Origin of the sequence: Candidatus Amarolinea aalborgensis (assembly GCF_900491745.1) — a bacterium.
In the GTDB taxonomy this organism is placed as follows: domain Bacteria; phylum Chloroflexota; class Anaerolineae; order SSC4; family Amarolineaceae; genus Amarolinea; species Amarolinea aalborgensis.
In genome coordinates, this window is sequence record NZ_UETR01000007.1 from 72,718 (window position 1) to 90,441 (window position 17,724).

The following is a 17,724-nucleotide window of genomic DNA, read 5'->3' on the forward strand; positions in this document are numbered from 1 at the left end:
GCGCATGATGAAGGCTGAACTTGGGCGCCGCGCACGTGGGTGGGCGCCCCTCGCGCTGGCGCTGCTGATCTTCTTCCTCTGCGCCGCCTATCAGCTCGATCTGCCTGGCCTCCACTATGATGAAGCCAAAGAGGCCGGGCTGAATGCCATGCAGCTCTTACGCGGCCAGCCGCTGACCCTCTTTCGCGGCGCAGGGCTGCACCTCTTTGGCCTGACGCTGCCCATCATGGTGCAAGATTACATCGGCGCGCTCAATGTATACCTGGCGCTGCCGTTCCTGGCGCTGGGCGGCGTCAGTGTGCCGGCCCTGCGCAGCTTGCCCATCCTCTGCGCTGGGCTGACGCTGGTTTTCCTTTACGTATTTGCCGCGACCGCGTTCAATCGGCGCACGGCCGGCCTGGCCGTCCTCCTGCTGGCCGTCAACCCGTCGTTTGTCTTTTGGAGCCGCCAGGGCATTCTTGTCACCAATGTCACCGTCACCCTGTTTTTCGCCAGCCTCTGGATCGCCCAACGCTGGCGACAGACGCGTCAAGCGCGCTGGTTGTGGCTGACGGGGTTGCTGTGGGGTCTGGGCGTTTGGGCCAAACTGCTCTTCATCTGGGGTATCGGCGCGATGCTGGCGCTGGCGGCGATTGGTTGGCTGCGGAGCCGTTGGCGGTCGCGCGGTCATAGCCAGCGGCCGAGCCGGCTAGTGGCTGGCGCCGCGCTGGCTTTCCTCGTCGGCGTGTGGCCGCTCCTGCTCTTCAACCTGCAAACCGGCGGCACCGTGGCGAGTATTGTCGGCAACCTCGGCACCTCATACTACGGCGTCAGCAATGCCAATTTCGCGGCCAACCTGACGCAGCGGATCGAACAGCTCGTCATTCTCCTGCAAGGGCATCATTTCTGGTATCTGGGCGAAGTGTACGCCAATCCGGCAGCGCCGTGGGCGCTGGCCGCGCTGCTGGCCGCCGCGGCCCTGGTTGGATTCGAGGTCTATCTGGCATACGAGGCGCCGAAGCCGGGTCAGGACGACCGGTCGGCTCCGGCCTGGCTGCGGCAGCTCAGCAGGTCGGCCCCAACTCAGTGGCGCCGTATGCTTGGCTTGACGCTGCTGACTGCGCTGGTCGTCGTACAGAGCTGTTTCACCGTGTCTGACTTGTTCATCACGCATTTTGCCCTGCTGCTGCCGTTGCTGCCGCTGCTAGGCGCCGCCGCCGCCGACCTGCTGGCGCAGCATGGCCGCCGGCCGGCGCTGCTCGTTTTTGTCGCGCTTCTGGCATGGGGTGGATTCGACGCCTGGGACACCTTACAGTACCACGCCATCCTGGCGCGCAGCGGAGGCTATGCGGCGCACTCGGACGTCACCTATCGGCTTGCCGCGTATCTGGAAGCCGAGGAAATCAATGCGCCGATTGTGTTGGATTGGGGTATTGATGCGCCGGTGGCTTTCCTGACGCAGGGCCGCGTGGCGCCGATCGAAGCTTTTGGCTATGCCCGTCTTGATCGCCCAGACGCTGAGTTTGCCCGTCGCCTGGCACCTTTCGTGGCCGATGCGAACACGGTCTATCTTCTGCACACGCCGGAGTTCACCGTGTTTGAAGGGCGCCGCGAGGAATTGGAGGCCCTGGCCGTCGCGCAAGGGCGCCGCGTTGAATCGCTGGCGCTGTTCCGAGAGCGCAGCGGGCGCCCCGCCCTGGAACTAGTGCGCCTGACCGCCGCACCGTGAGGTGAAGGCGGCGCGAGCAAGCGTTCGACCTTCTGCCTCAGCGATGCGAATCAAATTCCCTGCCGTGCGATCGCTAATCGTGCACGGCCGCATGGGTGCGACGACTGGCGGCGATTTCGGGCGCTTCCTTGAATGCGGTCCACAGAATGCCGAACGATCGCCAGAAGGCAGCCAGGCCCGTGCGCTTGAGTTCAGCCGCGGTCTGGCCCACTTGCGGGTAGCCCAGGGCATCGGGCTGTACGGTTTCCCAATTGCGGAACAGATGGCCCCAATCGCTCTCCAGCGCCTCGGCCATCTTCTTCTTACCCAGGAATGGGTACCAGAAGGAGTCGTGGTAGATTACCGACGCCAGGTAGGACCACGGCGCCAGCACTGTCTTCAATGACCATTCGATCGGCTTCTTCAGCGGTCCCCAGTAAATCTTGTGCTGCATACGCGAGGCAAAGGTCATTTTCTTGAACGGACCGTCGAAGTGCCAGTTTTGCTGCGCAGCCGCCAGGTCGCCCACAATCTCGATGTCACGCGGATCACCGCAGCCCAGCCCCAACTCGTGCGCCAGGCGAATGAACTTGATAGAAAGCGGATCAATGCCCATCAGTTTGGCGGCAATGGCATCAATGGCCACCTGGTCATCGCTCGCCAGAATGACATTCTTGGCGTACGGGATCATGCAGCGTGGGCCAGGCCCGTCGCCGGCAAACGTGCCGTCCATGACCGCAAAGACGCCGCGGTGAATTTTCTTCTGAATCATCAGCAAGTCCACCAGCGTTTCATGGATGACCGGATGCGTCCAGTGACGACGTTCGTTGAGCAGGCCGCCAAAGGCGTTTTTCATCGCGCCCGTGGTGGTCGTGAAGATGTGCGTCTTGACCGTGGGCAGGTGAATGATGTTCTCGCCGATGAATCGTTTGGGAATGTTGAATCCACGCGGATAGACATCGTTGAGCACCAAGAATTGGTTCGCCAGGTCGCCGACCGCGTCGCGCACGTTGATCCACTCCTCACCTTCGTACAGGTGAACGTTGCGCAGATTGTGGGCTTCCACGACGTTGATCTGCTTGTTCTCGCGTTCGCCCATGTGCGCATCAATCACCACGGTGCGGTTGTGACAGGCGTGCATCAGGTTGGGGTCGTAGCCATCCTGCTTCATGGCGCGGATCACGCCTTCAAGCTGCCAGGGAGTGGTGGAACTGCCGGGATAGAAGAAATGCCAGGAGATGTTGACCTTCAGCGCCGTATCGGCGTCCTTCGCAATCACATCCTGGTAGCCAGCCAAGTTCATCAGCCGATGATAGTCAGCCAGGACGGTGGCGGGCGTGGTCGTTAGAATGGCAACTTTACTTTTACTCATGCTTGTTTTCTTCGTCTCTATTCTTTCAACGCGGTATGGATTGGTCTGGTCTGAGCTGAGATGACTGCGTGGGGCCTGTGGAGGGCTTGGCCCAGCGTCCATCATCCATCGTAGGCAGCGCCAGCTGCGGGGAAGGCGCCGCGATTTCAGGCGTTGTGGGCGCGGCTGTGGGCGCCTGCGCGCAGTACGGGCAAATCTGCCAGTTCAGATCAAGCAAGCGGCCGCACGATGGGCAAGGCCGGCGCAGCTGCGTCGTGCAATGTGGGCACAACATCCAGTCTGGCTGTGTCTTGTGCTGGCAGTTGCTGCAGACCGGCTGTTCCTCCATGTCGCGCAGCAGGGCCTCTTCTTCAAGCATGCGCTCATACTGTTCCGCCAACGTGTCACGCGGGCGCAGGAGCAGGTAAAGCCCCAGTCCCACCGGACCAAACAGCACAACGAGCAGCGAAGCCAGGAGCGTGGCAAGAAGGTCACGCGAGCGGGCGCGCATGTCTCGAAATGTCCAGATGACGAGGGCAATCCAGAAGGCCGCCAATAAGGCGCCAAAAACGGCCACCACAGTCTGCAGGACTGTGCCGATAGTATTCAACAAATCAGACGACATTCAACAGTCTCCTCAAGCAATTTCAACTAATCGGGCGATTATACCCTAATCTACCCGTTTGGGCAAAGCCCGCGCGCAAACTGCCTGAAATAACGTCGCATTGGGCGCAGTAGTTACAAATCCACCGCGAACGCGGCGGCGCTCATTTCGTTAGGCCGAGCGTATACGCCCAGGTTCTGTCGTGCGTGGTCGCCAACGCACCCTTGAAAAGAAAGGCTGACCCATGTCTGAGTCTGCAACGGTTGAGTACACCCTTCTGATTCGCAACATGCCCGCCAACGAGCGTCCGCGCGAGCGTTTGCAGCATTACGGCGCCGGCGCGCTGGCCTCATCCGAACTGATTGCCATCCTGCTGCGCGTGGGCACCGAGGGCGAGAGCGTCCTGCACGTGGCGCAGCGCCTGCTCGGCAAGTACGGCGGTTTGCCTGGGCTGGCGCGCGCCAGCTTCGATGAGCTGTGCCAGGAAAAAGCTCTTGGCCCTGCCAAAGTGACCCAGCTCAAGGCGGCGCTGGAGTTAGGCAAGCGGCTGCTCGTCGCATCGCCGTTGGACCGACCCCAGGTGCGCTCACCGGCCGAGGCGGCCGAACTGCTCATGGCGGAGATGAGCCTCCTGGAACAAGAGCAACTGCGCACCATCCTGCTCGATACCCGCAACACCGTGCTCGGCATCCCGGTGATCTACCAAGGCTCGCTCAACTCAGCCGCGGTGCGTATCGGCGAGCTATTTCGCCATGCCATCAAGGCCAATGCGGCGGCCATGATCGTGGCGCACAATCATCCGAGCGGCGACCCGGCGCCTTCGCCGGAGGACGTGCGCGTCACGCGCGCCATCGTAGAGGCGGGCAAACTGCTCGACATTGATGTGCTGGATCATGTGGTCATCGGCCAGCAGCGCTTCGTCAGCATGAAAGAGCGTGGGCTGGGGTTCTAGGCGGCTGGGAACTATTCAGTCGGCGCGCCGTAGCAAGAAATCGCGCCTGATGGGCGTTCCGCCGCGCGTTTACCTACGTAGACGCGCGGCGGAACGCCCTTGCGGCCCGAATTCATTCGGCGGCCGTGGTCGGCGCAGGATGCCTGAGAAGGTGCGGCGGCTGCAAAAGAGCCGGGCTTCTGGGGAGAAACCCGGCTTTTTGTCTTGACTCAGATCCTCAGGTTCAGCGCTTGGCTTCGGCCGAGGTGAACATCTGGCTCAATTGTTTGCGCGCGGGCTCGGTCATGCGCCCGGTTTTTGCCTGGATCTGCTTACGCAGGTAATCCTTGAGATCCTTGGCGAAAATCACCGGCACAGACGCGTCATTCAGTGTCAGCTCTGTCTTGTTTGAGACGAAAACAACCACTGGCTGCGGCTCGATTTCGAGATCAGGCTTGACCTGCTTGATCCACTGCTTCACGCGTCCCACTTCTTCCATCACTTCGCGGGCTGGATTGCCCAAGGCCTCCTGCGAGAAGGCGGTGAACAGCCGCACGATACTGAAAGGCTGTTTCCAGTTGTTCTTGGTGACAGTGATCTTGCCTTCCTGGTCACGCGTGACAAAGACAAACAGGCCGGCCGGGCAGAGCAGCACATTGGGCGCAGGCAAGTGCCAGGCAAAGAACTCATAGCGATCATCGAGGCCCTTCAGGCTGCTGGCAATCACCTCATCGGGCCGCGGTTTGCGCACAAAGCGCCGCATATAGAAAGAACCGACATTGGCGCCCACGAAGCCGAGCAGCAGGCAGGCCAGGGCCACAGGCAGCAGGGCGGTATTGCTCATGAAGGAGATGATGCTGCCTGCCAGCAGCACCACGAGCGCCACGCCGGTCGTCCATTTGCCGATCGTGGCGCGGCGTTGAATGTATTTTTGATTCGTATAGACTTGCATCTGGTGTCATGATCCTTAACGAGTGATGGACAGGCTACGCAGCGTATTTTCCAATGACGAGGCATGCGTTTTGCCCGCCCAATCCAAACGAATTCGACAGCGCCACGCGCACGGGACTAAAGCGGGCGACATTGGGAACGTAATCCAGATCGCACTGGGGATCCGGGGTCTCCAGGTTGATCGTGGGATGAATCAGGTTGTTGACCACGCTGTAGACACAAGCCATCGCTTCGATGGCGCCAGCCGCGCCAAAGGTGTGGCCGATCATGGACTTGGTCGAGCTGATCGCCAGGTCGTAGGCGTGTTCGCCAAACACCTGCTTGATGGCCCGCGTCTCTGTCGGGTCGCCGATGGGCGTCGAGGTGCCGTGGGCGTTGATATAATCAACGTCGCGCGGCTGCAGACCGGCATCGGCCAGGGCTGCGGCCATGGCCCGGGCGGCGCCGGCTCCTTCAGGCTGCGGCGCGGCGACGTGATACGCGTCCGCGCTCGCCGATTGTCCCAGCACTTCCGCATAGATGTGCGCGCCGCGTTTGAGCGCGTGCTCCAAGCGTTCCAACACCATAATGCCAGCGCCTTCGCCGATCACGAAACCGTCACGGTCTGCGTCGAAGGGGCGGCTGGCGCGCTTTGGTTCGTCGTTGCGCAGCGAAATGGCGCGCATCGCGGTGAAGCCGCTGAAGAAGGTATGGCCGATCAGCGCCTCGACGCCGCCCGCCAGCATCACATCGGCTGCGCCGCGGCGAATCATCTCCGTCGCTTCGCCGATGGCCTGTGTGCCGGCCGCGCACGCTGTGACTACGGTCGAGAGCGGGCCTTTGCAGTTGAAGGTCTGGCTGAGGTGAAAGGCAGGCATGTTGGGCAAGGTCGCTGTCACCATGTGCGGCTTCATGCGACCGGGGCCTTGCGTGATCAGCAGGCGGAAGAGATCCTCTGCGATGTCGAAACCACCCAGGCCGGTGCCCATGCAGACGCCCACGTGCGCGGCTTGCTCGTCATCCCAGTGAAGGTTAGCATCGCGCAGGGCTTCGGCGCCGGCGGCCAGCGTAATCTGCGAGCAGCGCGCCATCCGCCTGGCATCTTTCGGCGGCACCCCGGCCGCGATGGGGTCGAAGCCCTTGATTTCGGCCGCAATCTGGCATGGGTACGCGCTGGCATCGAACAGGGTCACACGACCGACGCCGGAACGGCCGGCGACCATGGCTTTCCAGGAGGATGGCGCCGTGCTGCCCAACGGCGTCAGCGCACCGAGGCCGGTGATGACGACGCGCGGGCGCACTTCAGGCTGCTCACCCAAAGAGACCAGCGCGGCTTGCAGGGTCTGGTCATCCACGGGGGGCTGATCGTGCAACTGATCGCTGGGCAAATCATCGGCCAGCAGCCGTAAGAGGGCCGCGCGCACGGGCGCGGAAAGACGGCTCACTTGTTGACGTAACGTCGAACTCATCGGTTTTCCTTCTATGACAGCACTCTAGATGGGATGTTGAGACCCGGTCTCGCGCCGAAACCGGGTCTCTCGAAACTGCATGTGCGCGCAGCAAGCCGCGTGGGGCGCCGGGTTGTCTTGCTGTCCGCGATCATTCCTCGCCCACGATGCGCGCCTGGACGCCGGCGCGAATCGTTTCCAGGGTATTGTTTTCGACCGCCTGTTTGGCCGTACGCAAGGCGCCGCGCACCGCCTTGGCATTGGACCGCCCATGACCTACGAGCAGCAGGCCATCCAAACCCAGCAACGGCGCGGCCCCGTATTCGGTGTAATCGAGCTGGCGAGCAACCTTGCGCAGGCCAGGAACTAGCAGCGCCGCAGGCAGGGCCAGCGCGGCCGCCAGTCCAAGCACCAGGCGCAGCAGAAACTCGGGCACGCTCTGCGCCGTGTAGGCAGCCAGCGCCGCCGTTGGCAGGACGCCCAGCGCCACATTGCGCAGCAGATTGGCCTGCAGTTCACGCCGCACCGACGTGAGCAGCAGCTTGACGATGCCTTCGCCGAACTTGATGATCACATTGCCTGTGAATCCGTCGGTGACGACCACATCGGCCACGCCAGCCACAATGTCTTTGCCTTCCACGTTGCCGACAAAGTTGAGGCCGCTGTCGGCTTTGAGGAGCGGCACGGTTTCCTTGACCAGTTCACTGCCCTTGCCTTCCTCTTCACCGTTGGACACAATCGCGACCCGTGGACGCTCGATATGAAACACCTGCTGCGCATACAGGCTGCCCATCACGGCAAACTGGTGCAGGTACTCCGGCTTGACTTCGGTGTTGGCGCCGATGTCGAGCAACAGGCAGAAACCGGCGCCGCTTGGAAAGAGCGTCGTCAGTGCGGGGCGCTTGATGCCCTTGATGCGACCGAGGACGAACAGCCCCGTCGCCAGCGCGCCGCCAGTGTTGCCGCAGGTCACAAAGGCATCTGCCTCGCCCCGTTTCACCATCGCCGCGCCGACAGCCATCGTCGAGTCGCGCTTGCCGCGCGCCGCCGTGGCCGGATGATCAGTCATTTCAATCACCTGGCTGGCGTGCACCACTGTCAGCGTCAGCCCATCCACCTTGTGCTTCGCCAACTCGCGCCGCGTGATGTCTTCCGGGCCAACCAGGATGATCTCGATCCCAAACTCACGTGCGGCCTGCACCGCGCCAGCGACCGTAACAGCCGGCGCATGGTCGCCGCCCATGACATCGAACGCAATTTTCACGATCTTCTCCTATAACCCGCGTGGACGGCAAAAGGTGCGACGCGGCAACTACAAAGCATAGACGGCCAGGCCCATCGCGCCTGGTCCGGCCAATGCAGCCAGCACCGGTCCGATCTCAATGACTTGCACATCTACCACATGCAGCCGTTGGCGCACATCCAGGTTGAAGCGCTCGGCTTCAGGCGCGCAGCGCGCGTTGACGACGGCCACGCGCACAGGCCGGTCGCCAAAAAGTTCTTGGGCGCGGGTCAGAATGTCCTCCAGCGAGCGCTTGCGCCCGCGCACCCGTGCGATGGGCTGAATCGTGCCGTCGTGCATGAAACGCAGAATCGGCTTCACATCAAGCAGATTGCCAATGCTGGCGCTCAAGCGCGGTACACGGCCGCTGGCTGCGAGATATTTGAGCGTTTCCGTGGTGAAGAAGGTGTGCGTATTCTCGCGCACCGTGGGCAGTTTCGCCATGATGGCGGGCAGGTCTGCGCCTTGCTGCGCCATTTCCGCGGCCACCACGATTTGCCAGCCGCTGTCCATGGAAGCGCCCTTGGCATCCCATACCGTGATCTTGCGATCGCGCACCAGTTCGACAGCCGCGGTGGCCGACGCATAGGTGCCGCTGAGCGCAGCCGAAACGGTAATGCAGAGAATATCATCGTCTGCTGGCAGCACACGGAAGGCGTCGGCGAAATGTCCAGGGGTGGGCTGGGAGGTGGTGGGCAGCTTGTCCGCGGAGAGCAGAATCCGGTAGAATTCCTCGATGGGCAGCTCGACTTTGTTACGATAACTCTTGATGCCTTGCGGCGTGGTCACGTTGACCAGGGCGGGGACCTCGACGATATTCAGACGGGCAATTAACTCGTCAGGCAATGAATTGCTGGAATCACAGACAACACGAACCATGATTGTTTCCTTCGCGGGCAAGAGTGCGAACCTGTCGCCGCGCCATGCGCTGAATTGCGCCGTTCGGTCGGGCGCATACAACTGGCCGAGCAGATTCCCGGGCGACAGCAGCGCTCAGTATACCAAAACTGGCGCGGTTGACAACTTTCTTCTTTCTGGTATAATGGAGCCATACTGTTACGCCCCTGTGGTGGAATTGGCATACACGGCAGGTTGAGGGCCTGTGCCCGGTTGGGCGTGTCCGTTCGAGTCGGACCAGGGGCATACAAAGAGTCGTCACTCATTCAGTGACGACTCTTTTTGTTGTTGGATAACGAGCATCTCCTCACAGAGAAAAAAGGAGATGACCGTTAACAGCTCGGTCATCTCCTGAAGCGTTTGACCCTGCGGAAACGGGCCGGCTTTCGGGGAAGAAGACCGGCCCATGAGCGTTGCTAAGGCAGGCGTAGCGTCTGCCCGGCGTAGATGCGGTTCGCGTCGCGAATACCGTTAGCCTGCATCAGGGCATTGACCGATGTTCCGGTGCGCGCCGCAATGCTGCTCAGGGTGTCGCCTGTCTTGACCGTATAGGCGGGCCGCGGTTCCGCGCCCAGGCCAGGCGTCACCGGCTCGCTCGGCGCCGCGGGCGGTGTGACTTTGACCACCGATCCGCTCGAACTGCCGGCTGCGCTGGCGCCGCATGGCACCTTGAGCACCTGTCCTACGAAGATCACGTTGACATTCTTGATGTGATTCAGGCTGGCGAGCGTCGCTACCGTCGTGTGATATTTCGCCGCGACCGTCGAGAGCGTGTCTCCCTTCTTAACCACATACGTGCAGGAGGCTGTGCTGCTGCCGCCGCCGCTGGCCGTGCACGGCACCATCGAAATCGCATCCAGGTCTGCGTTCAACTCACGGCCGCCGGTGGCCCACTTCTTATGCGCCATCACGAACAGCGTAATGGTGTCGGCCGGGGCGACGAACCTCACGCTGTAGGCGCTGTAACTGCCCGGCGCGGTGCGTAGATAGATGGGGTTAACCGGCACGAACTGCTTGAAATCGAGGTTGGCCCAGTTGGCATCGGCCCCGCTGTTGTAACCCCACAGAATTTCGTAGCGGTACGCATCCTCATCTGAGTTGTCCGTGCGTTCCCGCAGCATGCCAGCCACCGACATCTGGTATGTCTTGCCCTTGGTCAGTCCCTTGACCACCTGGTAGATGCCGGCGTAGCGGTCGGGGTCGGTGCCCGCCGTATGATTCAGGGTGTTGATTTCGATCAGCTGGGCGTGTTTGCCTTCGTATACGACCGGCGTCCAGGTTTCATCGTAGAAACCATAGGCCGCGCGACCGCCGTTGCTGAACGCAGTCCAGGACTTGGCGACGCCGGCGCTGCTGAAGCCGCCTTCGAAGTTGCCATTGGCCACCAGGTTGGCGCCTGAGCACGTCAATGCGGCTGTGCTGCCAGAACTCGCGCTGCCGCCGCTGCTGGACCCAGAGCCGCCGCTGCTGGACCCAGAGCCGCCGGCGCTGACGCCAAAGAGGCTGATGCCGTCCAGGTTGAAGTCCGCTTCGCGGTACGGCGTGCCCCACTTCATCCACACTCGGACGAAGACGGTGATCTTTGTCCCGGTGGCGGCCACCTTCGAGCGATACTCACTGAAGGCGCCAGGCCCCGTGCGTGCGTAGATCGTGTCCCAGGGCAGTTCGATCCAGTTTTTAACCGCGGCCCAGTTGCTGCCGCCGCTGTAATCAAAGCCAACCTGCACGCGGTAGCGCCACGGATCCGGGTCTGTATCATCCGCGCGGATCATGCCGCGGATCGAAAAATCATACGTCTTGCCTTTGCTGACAGCGGCTGTCTGATAAATGCCGGCGTAGCGGTCAGGCTCGGACGAATTCTGCTTGGTGTTGATTTCGATCAACTGAGAATGACCGCCATCCCAAACGGTCTTGCTCCACTGATCGTCATAGAAACCATAGGCGGCGCGGCCTCCGTTGGTGAAACATGACCAGCCCTTGCCGACAGCGCCGCAACCGCCGGCTGAACTAAAGCCGGCTTCGAAGTTGCCATTCTTCAGGGCGTCGGTGCTGGTGGCCGCCTGCGGGCTGGATGAAACCAGGCCAGCACTCAGTACGACAGCCAGAATCAACGCTGCACCGAGAACTCGCTGCTTGATACGCATGAGGTGAACCTCCTCCTTCTCACGTCTGTCTAGGAGCCCGAGCTGTCCCTGGAATCATGATGATCGCAACAACGATGTGGGACAACGTCTCGCGTCGTCGTTTTGGTTACGCCGTTGGTGCCGTGGCGGCCGTTTGAGCGTGGGCGCACACCAAAATGGAAGACGCTTAGACGGGGTAATCAGTTGCGCTGTTATTTAGATTGTACCACAATTGGGTATAATTGACAAAAGCGGATTTCAGAAGCTGCCGCCGCTTGACCTGGAATTGTGCGCGGGGTACAGAGTTTTATGAGGATGTCGGTACGATGGTCGCTTCAAAGTCATGGGTGCTGATGAAGGTCTCCAGATCCTGTTGGGCGCGTGCGGCATAAGCGCGGTAGCGCTGCTGTTTGTGGCGCACGGGCGGGTCGAGCGGCGGCAGCAAGCCGAAATTGGCCTTCATCGGTTGAAAGCCGTCTGCCTCACAGTGGGTGACGTACCAGCAGAGCGATCCCATGACGGTGGTGGGCGGTAGAACGAGCGGCGCTGCGCCTTGAATCAGCCGCGCGGCGTTGAGGCCGGCCAATAACCCTGTGCCGGCATTGCCCACATAGCCTTCCACGCCGGTGATCTGCCCGGCAAAGAACAGATCGGAGCGCCCCTTGAACTGCATCGTCGGCTCCAACAGCCGGGGCGCGTTGATGAACGTGTTGCGGTGCATCATGCCGTAGCGCAGGAACTCAGCTCCAGCCAGGCCGGGAATCAGCCCAAAGACGCGCTTCTGCTCGCCCCAGGTCAAATTCGTTTGGAAGCCGACCAGGTTGTAGAGGGTGCCGGCCAGGTTATCCTGGCGCAGCTGCACAACGGCCCAGGGGCGGCGTCCCGTGTGCGGGTCGGTCAGGCCGATGGGACTCATGGGGCCAAAGGCCAGCGCCTGGCTGCCGCGCCGCGCCAGAATCTCCACAGGCAGGCAGCCCTCGAAGAAATGCTCCGATTTCCACATTTCCTGCTCGAACGTGCGCAGCGTAATGGTTTGCGCGGCGGCCAGCGCCTCCACGAATTCAGCGTACTGCGTCTTGTCCAAGGGGCAGTTGATGTAGTCGCCCGCGGCCGATGCGCTGTTGCCGTAGCGCGCGCCACGGAAAGCCAGGCTCATGTCAATCGAGTCGGCCGCGACGATCGGGCTGAGCGCGTCGTAGAAGTACATGTATTCCTGCCCGATCAGGCGCGCCAGGTCGGCCGACAGGGCGTCGCTCGTCAGCGGCCCGCTGGCCACAATCGTGGGGATGTCAGTCGGGATGGTGGTCATCTCTGCGCGCACCACGGTAATGTGGGGGTGCGCGCTGACCAGCGAAGTCACCAGATCGCCGAATGCCTCGCGGCCGACAGCCAGGGAGCCGCCAGCCGGCACGGCCGTGGCTTGTGCACAGGCCAGGATCAATGACCCCAGCCGGGTCAGCTCAGCCTTCTGGATGCCCGGCGCGCGTTCGGGTTGCACGGAGCCAAGCGAGTTCGAACAGACCAATTCGGCAAAGCGATCGCTGACGTGCGCCGGCGTCTGCTTGATCGGCCGCATCTCATAGAGCGTGACACGTACGCCGCGCTGCGCAGCCTGCCATGCGGCCTCGCTGCCGGCCAATCCGGCGCCAATCACAATCAATTCAGGTTCGCGCACCTTCATCCCATCCAACTCATTGATCCGACTCACTGCGCATCGAAAACGGCGCTGACATCCGCCTGCAGACCTGGACGAAGCGCCGAAGTCAAAGTCTCCTCGCGACCGAACTTGCCGTGTTGTTGGTAGGTCTGGCCCTGTAAGACCAAGACGGTTATGCTCTTGTCCCGGGGGTCCACGATCCAATACTCTGGAATTCCAGCCTGTGCATATTCCAGCCGTTTGGTCAGCAGATCGCGCTGCGGGTCATCGCTGCTAATCACTTCGATCACCAAGTCTGCGCCGGTCCACCACATTTCCTGCCGGCGTGCGTCGGCCGCATCGGCCACGAACAGCAGATCTGGCTCGCGAATCTTGCCGGGCCAGAGACGGAGGCGCAGTGGTGCAAAGCGAATCGTGCCACCATGACGCTGCACGAACGCCAAGAATAGCGCGTAGAGATAACCGACGATGGCTTGATGTTGATCGCTCGGCATCGGGAGCACCTCCAGGCGTCCATGCGAGAATTCTACCATGCGATTGGTGTTGATCGCCAGATAGTCTGTTTCGCTCCATTGACCTTGCGCTGGGTAGAGCAGGGCAACTTCCCACGTGGGTTCCGTCCACGGGTCAGGTTGTACGGTGGTACTGCGCGCAGCTAACATGAGATGCACTCCTTGATCCTGGCATCCGTTCAAGTTTGTCGGCGAGCGTATTGGCCTGCAAACCCATTGATTCCTATTTGGTCGCGTCGTTCCCTGACCTTAATCTGGCTGCATTGTACCATAGGGTTGACTTGATGGTGAAACTCATGTCTTAGGGCTTTCGTCCCTGCCGCCTTAGCTACTTCGAAGGTTGTCCCTTTGAGCCTTGTCCTTAGATCAGCGACTTGCAGTTGCCTGCATCGTTCCAATCCTGAGATACACCTTTTGCGTGGTCACGCGTTGTATTTTCCATGAGTTCATGCTACAATTGTGTGCAGAAAGGAATTCCTCCCATGCTCTTTGGCTATCAAAACCCATCCTTCCTCTGGCCCGACAGCGACCCGCACGCCATCTTCGAGCGCACGCGCGCAGCCGCGCAGAAAGCCGAGGCGGCCGGGTTCGTCTCTTTCTGGTTGATGGATCATCTGATCCAACTGCCCATGGTGGGTGCGGCCGATGAGCCGTTCCTCGAAAGCTGGACCACCCTGGCCGCACTGGCCGCGGTGACCAACCGCATCCGCCTGGGAACGATGGTCAGCTCGATCGGCTATCGCAACCCTGCCTTGTTGGCGAAAATGGTGGCCGGCGTTGACATCATCAGCGGCGGCCGCGCCATCCTGGGCATTGGCGCCGGCTGGTTCCAAACGGAGTATCGGCAGTATGGCTATGAGTTCCCAGAGCAGCCGGCCGTGCGCATCCGCCAGCTCGATGAGGGCATTCAGTTGATCAAGGCGCTGTGGACGCAGCCTCGCGCCACGTTTGCTGGCAAGTATTTCCAGGTCAAAGAAGCCATCCTGGAGCCGAAGCCGGTGCAAAAGCCGTATCCACCGATCCTGGTAGGCGGCGGCGGCGAGCAGTTGACGCTCAAGGTGGCCGCGAAGCAGGCCAACATGGTCAACTGGTTCGGCGCGCCGGACGTCATCAAGCACAAGCTGGAGGTGCTGGCTCGTCACGGCGACGCCGTGGGCCGCGACGTGCGCGAGATTCACATCACCAAGCTCGACAGTGTCCTCATCGGCCGTCAGGAGAAGGACGTACAGCAGAAGCGCATCAAGCTGCACTTGGGCGACCGTCCCTTCCTGGCCGGCACCGTGCGCCAGGTCATTGACCAGATCGCGGCGTTCCAGGCCGTAGGCGTGCAGGAGATGATCCTCAACATCCCACGTAACGACCCGGAGACCTTCGATCTGCTGGGCAGCGAGGTCATCCCCGCGTTTTGAGGGCGCATAAGACCATCCAAACCTACCGATGAACAAGGAAAGAACCCACTATGACCACCCAGCGCTATTCTGTTACGCCGCATCCCATCGAAACCTTGCTTACTTGGGTCAAGTCGGACGAAATTGCCGTCCCCGAAATTCAGCGACCATTCGTCTGGGAAGCCACCAAAGTACGCAATCTGCTCGATTCGCTCTATCGAGGTTACCCAGTTGGTTATCTTATCGTCTGGCGCAACCCTACCATAAAACTCAAAGACGGCACGCCTTCGGCGGGTAAGCGCATTCTAATTGACGGGCAACAGCGTCTTACGGCGCTCATGGCGGCCTTGCTGGGGCGCAAAGTTATAACCAAAGATTACGAAACGGTGCGCATTCGTATTGCTTTCAATCCGCTCGAACACAAATTTGAAGTTACTAACCCGGCCATCCAAAAAAATGCCGCCTGGATTGCCGACATTGCAGAAGTGTTTGCGCCAGAGACTAGCATCACCGAAATCACAGACGTGTATTTTGAGAAAAATCCCGACTCGGATAGAAAGAAGATTTCACGGACATTGGAAAACCTGCGAAAAATCACCAACAACCACGTGGGTGTCATTGAACTGGCTGAAGACTTGGATATTGAGCAGGTTACCGAGATTTTCATTCGTGTTAACTCAGCGGGGAAAGAACTTAGCCAAGCCGACTTCGCCATGTCCAAAATCGCCGCCAACGAAACCTATGGCGGCAATCAATTGCGCAAGGCTATTGACTACTTCTGTCACTTGGCCGTCGCGCCTGAATTTTATGGACGCATCGAAGAAGGCGACCCGGTTTTCGCCGCCTCTGAGTTCTTCCCGAAAATGGCGTGGCTCAAAGATGTGGATCACATCTACGATCCATCGTATACCGACATGCTCCGCGTAGCGTTCACGTCAGAATTCGGGCGCGGGAAACTGCAAGACCTGGTCGCGTTACTTTCTGGTCGCAACTTTGAAACCAAGGAATTTCAAGAAGCCATTGCTGAACAGTCGTTCACCCGTCTCAAGAAAGGTATTCTCAACTTCATCAACAAGACTCATTTCGACCGACTGACCATGATTCTGCGTTCGGCTGGCTTCATCACCAGTTCGCTGATTGGAGGCCAGAACTCGGTCAACTTTGCTTACATTCTATATCTACGCGCCCGCGCTGAAGGGCTGCCTGCTGACGACATCGAGCATGTCGTGCGCTGCTGGTTCGTTATGTCCATGCTTACGGAACGTTATTCCGGAAACCCAGAATCGCAAATAGACCTGGATATTCGCCAAATCGAAACACAGGGGGCGTTGGCTTATGCCACAGCCGTTATTAAGGCTGAATTATCTGAAGGGTATTGGGACTCACTTCTGCCACAACAGATGGAGACTTCTTCCAGCATCAGCCCGTATTTCTTGGTCTACCAGGCTGCGCAGGTGAAACTCAACGATAAAGGCTTCCTTTCGCGCGATATTACCGTACAGGATTTGATTAAGAATCGTTCGGACGCGCATCATCTCTTCCCGCGCCAGTATCTCAAAGGCCAGGGCCTCAGTCGCGGCCAGTACAACCAGATTGCTAATTTTGCACTGGCGCAGAGCGAAATTAACATTGCCATTGGAGCCAAAGCGCCTAAAGTTTATTTCGCCGAATTATTGAGCCAATGCGATGGTGGCAAGAAGAAATATGGCGGCATTACCGACCTAGACGAATTGAAAGAGAATCTGCGCGACCACTCGATTCCCGAAGGCATCTTCAGTTCATTGGCCGATGACTACCCCCAGTTTTTAGAAGCACGTCGAAAATTGATGGCCGCTAAAATCAAGAAATACTTCAACAAGCTCTGAGTTAAGTCATGCCCAAGCCCAGCGAACACAAAACCGTCCAAGCTCGCATTCTACTGTATGCCCAAGACATCGGCTGGCGTATTGTCACTCGCGAAAAAGCTGAGTAGCCACGCGCGATGCACAGGAAAAAACGATGCAAACCGACCAACGCAAAGAGAATCCCTACGGTAATCGTCCGCTTAGTCCCTTAGAACGGTATCGGCTATATCTGGACGAGTCAGGCGATCACGTCTTTCGTGATTTTAGTCAGTTGGCGCACCGGTTTCTCTGCCTGCTGGGGTGCTGGTTCAAGACCGAGTCGTATCTGCAATTCCAGCGCGAATTGGAGAATCTCAAAGCGATCCATCTCCCTCATCATCCCGATGAGCCGGTGGTGCTGCACCGGGAAGACATGCTCAATGCCCGGGGCGCGTTCAAAGACCTGCGTGACATGGCCAAGCGTGCCGCCTTCGACGATGACTTACTTGCTTGCATCAAGAAGGCTGATTTTTGGGTGGTCGCCGTCTTGATTGACAAACAGGCTCTGCTGCAAGCCTACGGCGAAGGCGCCGCGCATCCTTATCACCTGGCGTTGGGGTTCATGTTACAGCGCTATGCGGGCTATCTCAATCATATTGGGCGCGCCGGCGATGTCATGGCAGAATCTCGTGGCAAGGTTGAAGACAGGTTATTGGCTGACTCGTATGAGCGTGTTTTCAAGCAAGGGGTATGGATGACGAACGCACAGGTGTTTCAGGCGGCGCTCACTTCAAGCCAACTCAAACTGAAATCCAAATCCGCAAATGTTGCGGGATTGCAGTTGGCAGACTTGCTGGGTCATCCTGTCAAACAATGGGCATTGAAGCGGTACAGTTTTAGCACCGACGAGTTGGCGCCGTTTGCCCAACGCCTGCTGACTGTTGTGGAGCCGAAGTTCAATCGGCATTTGTCTGACAATCGGCTGGACGGCTATGGCATTGTCATCTATCCCAAAAAATAAAAGAGCCTCTTGCGAGGCTCCTCTACGCTCGCCCCTGCGGGCGATCCAGCTCCGTTAAAACGGATTGACT

General features: G+C 59.8%; 14 protein-coding genes. 5 read left to right on the forward strand and 9 right to left on the reverse strand.

What is annotated here, in order from left to right:
* Positions 1–4: 4 nt before the first annotated feature.
* Positions 5–1,708 carry an ArnT family glycosyltransferase gene (locus ACPQ6D_RS11405; protein ID WP_423224448.1) on the forward strand — a complete coding sequence of 568 codons (1,704 nt, stop codon included), beginning with the start codon at positions 5–7 and terminating at the stop codon, positions 1,706–1,708.
* Positions 1,709–1,781: 73 nt separating this feature from the next.
* Here the strand turns inward: ACPQ6D_RS11405 and ACPQ6D_RS11410 are convergent, their stop codons facing one another.
* Together ACPQ6D_RS11410 and ACPQ6D_RS11415 are read right to left on the reverse strand one after the other, a co-directional pair.
* The gene (locus ACPQ6D_RS11410) at positions 1,782–3,059 is read right to left on the reverse strand and encodes a DUF362 domain-containing protein (protein ID WP_423224449.1); all 1,278 of its coding nucleotides are present in this window, start codon (positions 3,057–3,059) and stop codon (positions 1,782–1,784) included.
* A 25-nt stretch (positions 3,060–3,084) separates the two neighbouring features.
* Positions 3,085–3,663, reverse strand: a complete 579-nt coding sequence (locus ACPQ6D_RS11415; RefSeq protein ID WP_423224450.1) for a zinc ribbon domain-containing protein — start codon at positions 3,661–3,663, stop codon at positions 3,085–3,087.
* A 223-nt stretch (positions 3,664–3,886) separates the two neighbouring features.
* Between ACPQ6D_RS11415 and radC the strand changes: the two genes are divergently transcribed.
* Complete coding sequence (gene radC / locus ACPQ6D_RS11420; RefSeq protein ID WP_423224451.1) at positions 3,887–4,594, forward strand: RadC family protein; 708 nt, start codon at positions 3,887–3,889, stop codon at positions 4,592–4,594.
* A gap of 223 nt (positions 4,595–4,817) precedes the next feature.
* Here the strand turns inward: radC and ACPQ6D_RS11425 are convergent, their stop codons facing one another.
* The 7 genes from ACPQ6D_RS11425 to ACPQ6D_RS11455 form a co-directional block, all read right to left on the reverse strand.
* Positions 4,818–5,525, reverse strand: coding sequence for a hypothetical protein (locus ACPQ6D_RS11425; protein WP_423224452.1), 708 nt, complete (start codon positions 5,523–5,525; stop codon positions 4,818–4,820).
* 34 nt (positions 5,526–5,559) lie between these two features.
* A complete protein-coding gene (fabF, locus tag ACPQ6D_RS11430) occupies positions 5,560–6,972 on the reverse strand; it encodes a beta-ketoacyl-ACP synthase II (protein ID WP_423224453.1) in 1,413 nt (470 codons plus the stop codon).
* Between the two features lie 130 nt (positions 6,973–7,102).
* Positions 7,103–8,215 carry a phosphate acyltransferase PlsX gene (gene plsX, locus ACPQ6D_RS11435; protein ID WP_423224454.1) on the reverse strand — a complete coding sequence of 371 codons (1,113 nt, stop codon included), beginning with the start codon at positions 8,213–8,215 and terminating at the stop codon, positions 7,103–7,105.
* Positions 8,216–8,263: 48 nt separating this feature from the next.
* Positions 8,264–9,112 (reverse strand): DegV family protein, encoded by an 849-nt coding sequence (locus ACPQ6D_RS11440; RefSeq protein ID WP_423224455.1) that lies wholly within the window; start codon positions 9,110–9,112, stop codon positions 8,264–8,266.
* A gap of 434 nt (positions 9,113–9,546) precedes the next feature.
* Positions 9,547–11,274 (reverse strand): LysM peptidoglycan-binding domain-containing protein, encoded by a 1,728-nt coding sequence (locus ACPQ6D_RS11445; RefSeq protein ID WP_423224456.1) that lies wholly within the window; start codon positions 11,272–11,274, stop codon positions 9,547–9,549.
* 286 nt (positions 11,275–11,560) lie between these two features.
* On the reverse strand, positions 11,561–12,934 hold the full coding sequence (trmFO, locus tag ACPQ6D_RS11450) for a methylenetetrahydrofolate--tRNA-(uracil(54)-C(5))-methyltransferase (FADH(2)-oxidizing) TrmFO (RefSeq protein ID WP_423224457.1): 1,374 nt from the start codon (positions 12,932–12,934) through the stop codon (positions 11,561–11,563).
* 23 nt (positions 12,935–12,957) lie between these two features.
* On the reverse strand, positions 12,958–13,572 hold the full coding sequence (locus ACPQ6D_RS11455; protein WP_423224458.1) for a Uma2 family endonuclease: 615 nt from the start codon (positions 13,570–13,572) through the stop codon (positions 12,958–12,960).
* 332 nt (positions 13,573–13,904) lie between these two features.
* Between ACPQ6D_RS11455 and ACPQ6D_RS11460 the strand changes: the two genes are divergently transcribed.
* The 3 genes from ACPQ6D_RS11460 (at position 13,905) to ACPQ6D_RS11470 (ending at position 17,654) form a co-directional block, all read left to right on the forward strand.
* Positions 13,905–14,831 (forward strand): TIGR03560 family F420-dependent LLM class oxidoreductase, encoded by a 927-nt coding sequence (locus ACPQ6D_RS11460; protein ID WP_423224459.1) that lies wholly within the window; start codon positions 13,905–13,907, stop codon positions 14,829–14,831.
* Between the two features lie 50 nt (positions 14,832–14,881).
* Positions 14,882–16,675 (forward strand): GmrSD restriction endonuclease domain-containing protein, encoded by a 1,794-nt coding sequence (locus ACPQ6D_RS11465; RefSeq protein ID WP_423224460.1) that lies wholly within the window; start codon positions 14,882–14,884, stop codon positions 16,673–16,675.
* A 133-nt stretch (positions 16,676–16,808) separates the two neighbouring features.
* Positions 16,809–17,654, forward strand: coding sequence for a DUF3800 domain-containing protein (locus ACPQ6D_RS11470; protein WP_423224461.1), 846 nt, complete (start codon positions 16,809–16,811; stop codon positions 17,652–17,654).
* Positions 17,655–17,724 lie beyond the last annotated feature (70 nt).

Coding starts and splice junctions, on each gene's coding strand:
- ACPQ6D_RS11410 (WP_423224449.1), bottom strand. CDS start 3,059: ATGAGTAAAAGTAAAGTTGCCATTCTAACGACCACGCCCGCCACCGTC.
- trmFO (WP_423224457.1), bottom strand. CDS start 12,934: ATGAAGGTGCGCGAACCTGAATTGATTGTGATTGGCGCCGGATTGGCC.
- fabF (WP_423224453.1), bottom strand. CDS start 6,972: ATGAGTTCGACGTTACGTCAACAAGTGAGCCGTCTTTCCGCGCCCGTG.
- ACPQ6D_RS11470 (WP_423224461.1), top strand. CDS start 16,809: ATGCAAACCGACCAACGCAAAGAGAATCCCTACGGTAATCGTCCGCTT.
- ACPQ6D_RS11445 (WP_423224456.1), bottom strand. CDS start 11,274: ATGCGTATCAAGCAGCGAGTTCTCGGTGCAGCGTTGATTCTGGCTGTC.
- ACPQ6D_RS11415 (WP_423224450.1), bottom strand. CDS start 3,663: ATGTCGTCTGATTTGTTGAATACTATCGGCACAGTCCTGCAGACTGTG.
- ACPQ6D_RS11405 (WP_423224448.1), top strand. CDS start 5: ATGATGAAGGCTGAACTTGGGCGCCGCGCACGTGGGTGGGCGCCCCTC.
- radC (WP_423224451.1), top strand. CDS start 3,887: ATGTCTGAGTCTGCAACGGTTGAGTACACCCTTCTGATTCGCAACATG.
- ACPQ6D_RS11425 (WP_423224452.1), bottom strand. CDS start 5,525: ATGCAAGTCTATACGAATCAAAAATACATTCAACGCCGCGCCACGATC.
- ACPQ6D_RS11465 (WP_423224460.1), top strand. CDS start 14,882: ATGACCACCCAGCGCTATTCTGTTACGCCGCATCCCATCGAAACCTTG.
- ACPQ6D_RS11455 (WP_423224458.1), bottom strand. CDS start 13,572: ATGTTAGCTGCGCGCAGTACCACCGTACAACCTGACCCGTGGACGGAA.
- ACPQ6D_RS11460 (WP_423224459.1), top strand. CDS start 13,905: ATGCTCTTTGGCTATCAAAACCCATCCTTCCTCTGGCCCGACAGCGAC.
- ACPQ6D_RS11440 (WP_423224455.1), bottom strand. CDS start 9,112: ATGGTTCGTGTTGTCTGTGATTCCAGCAATTCATTGCCTGACGAGTTA.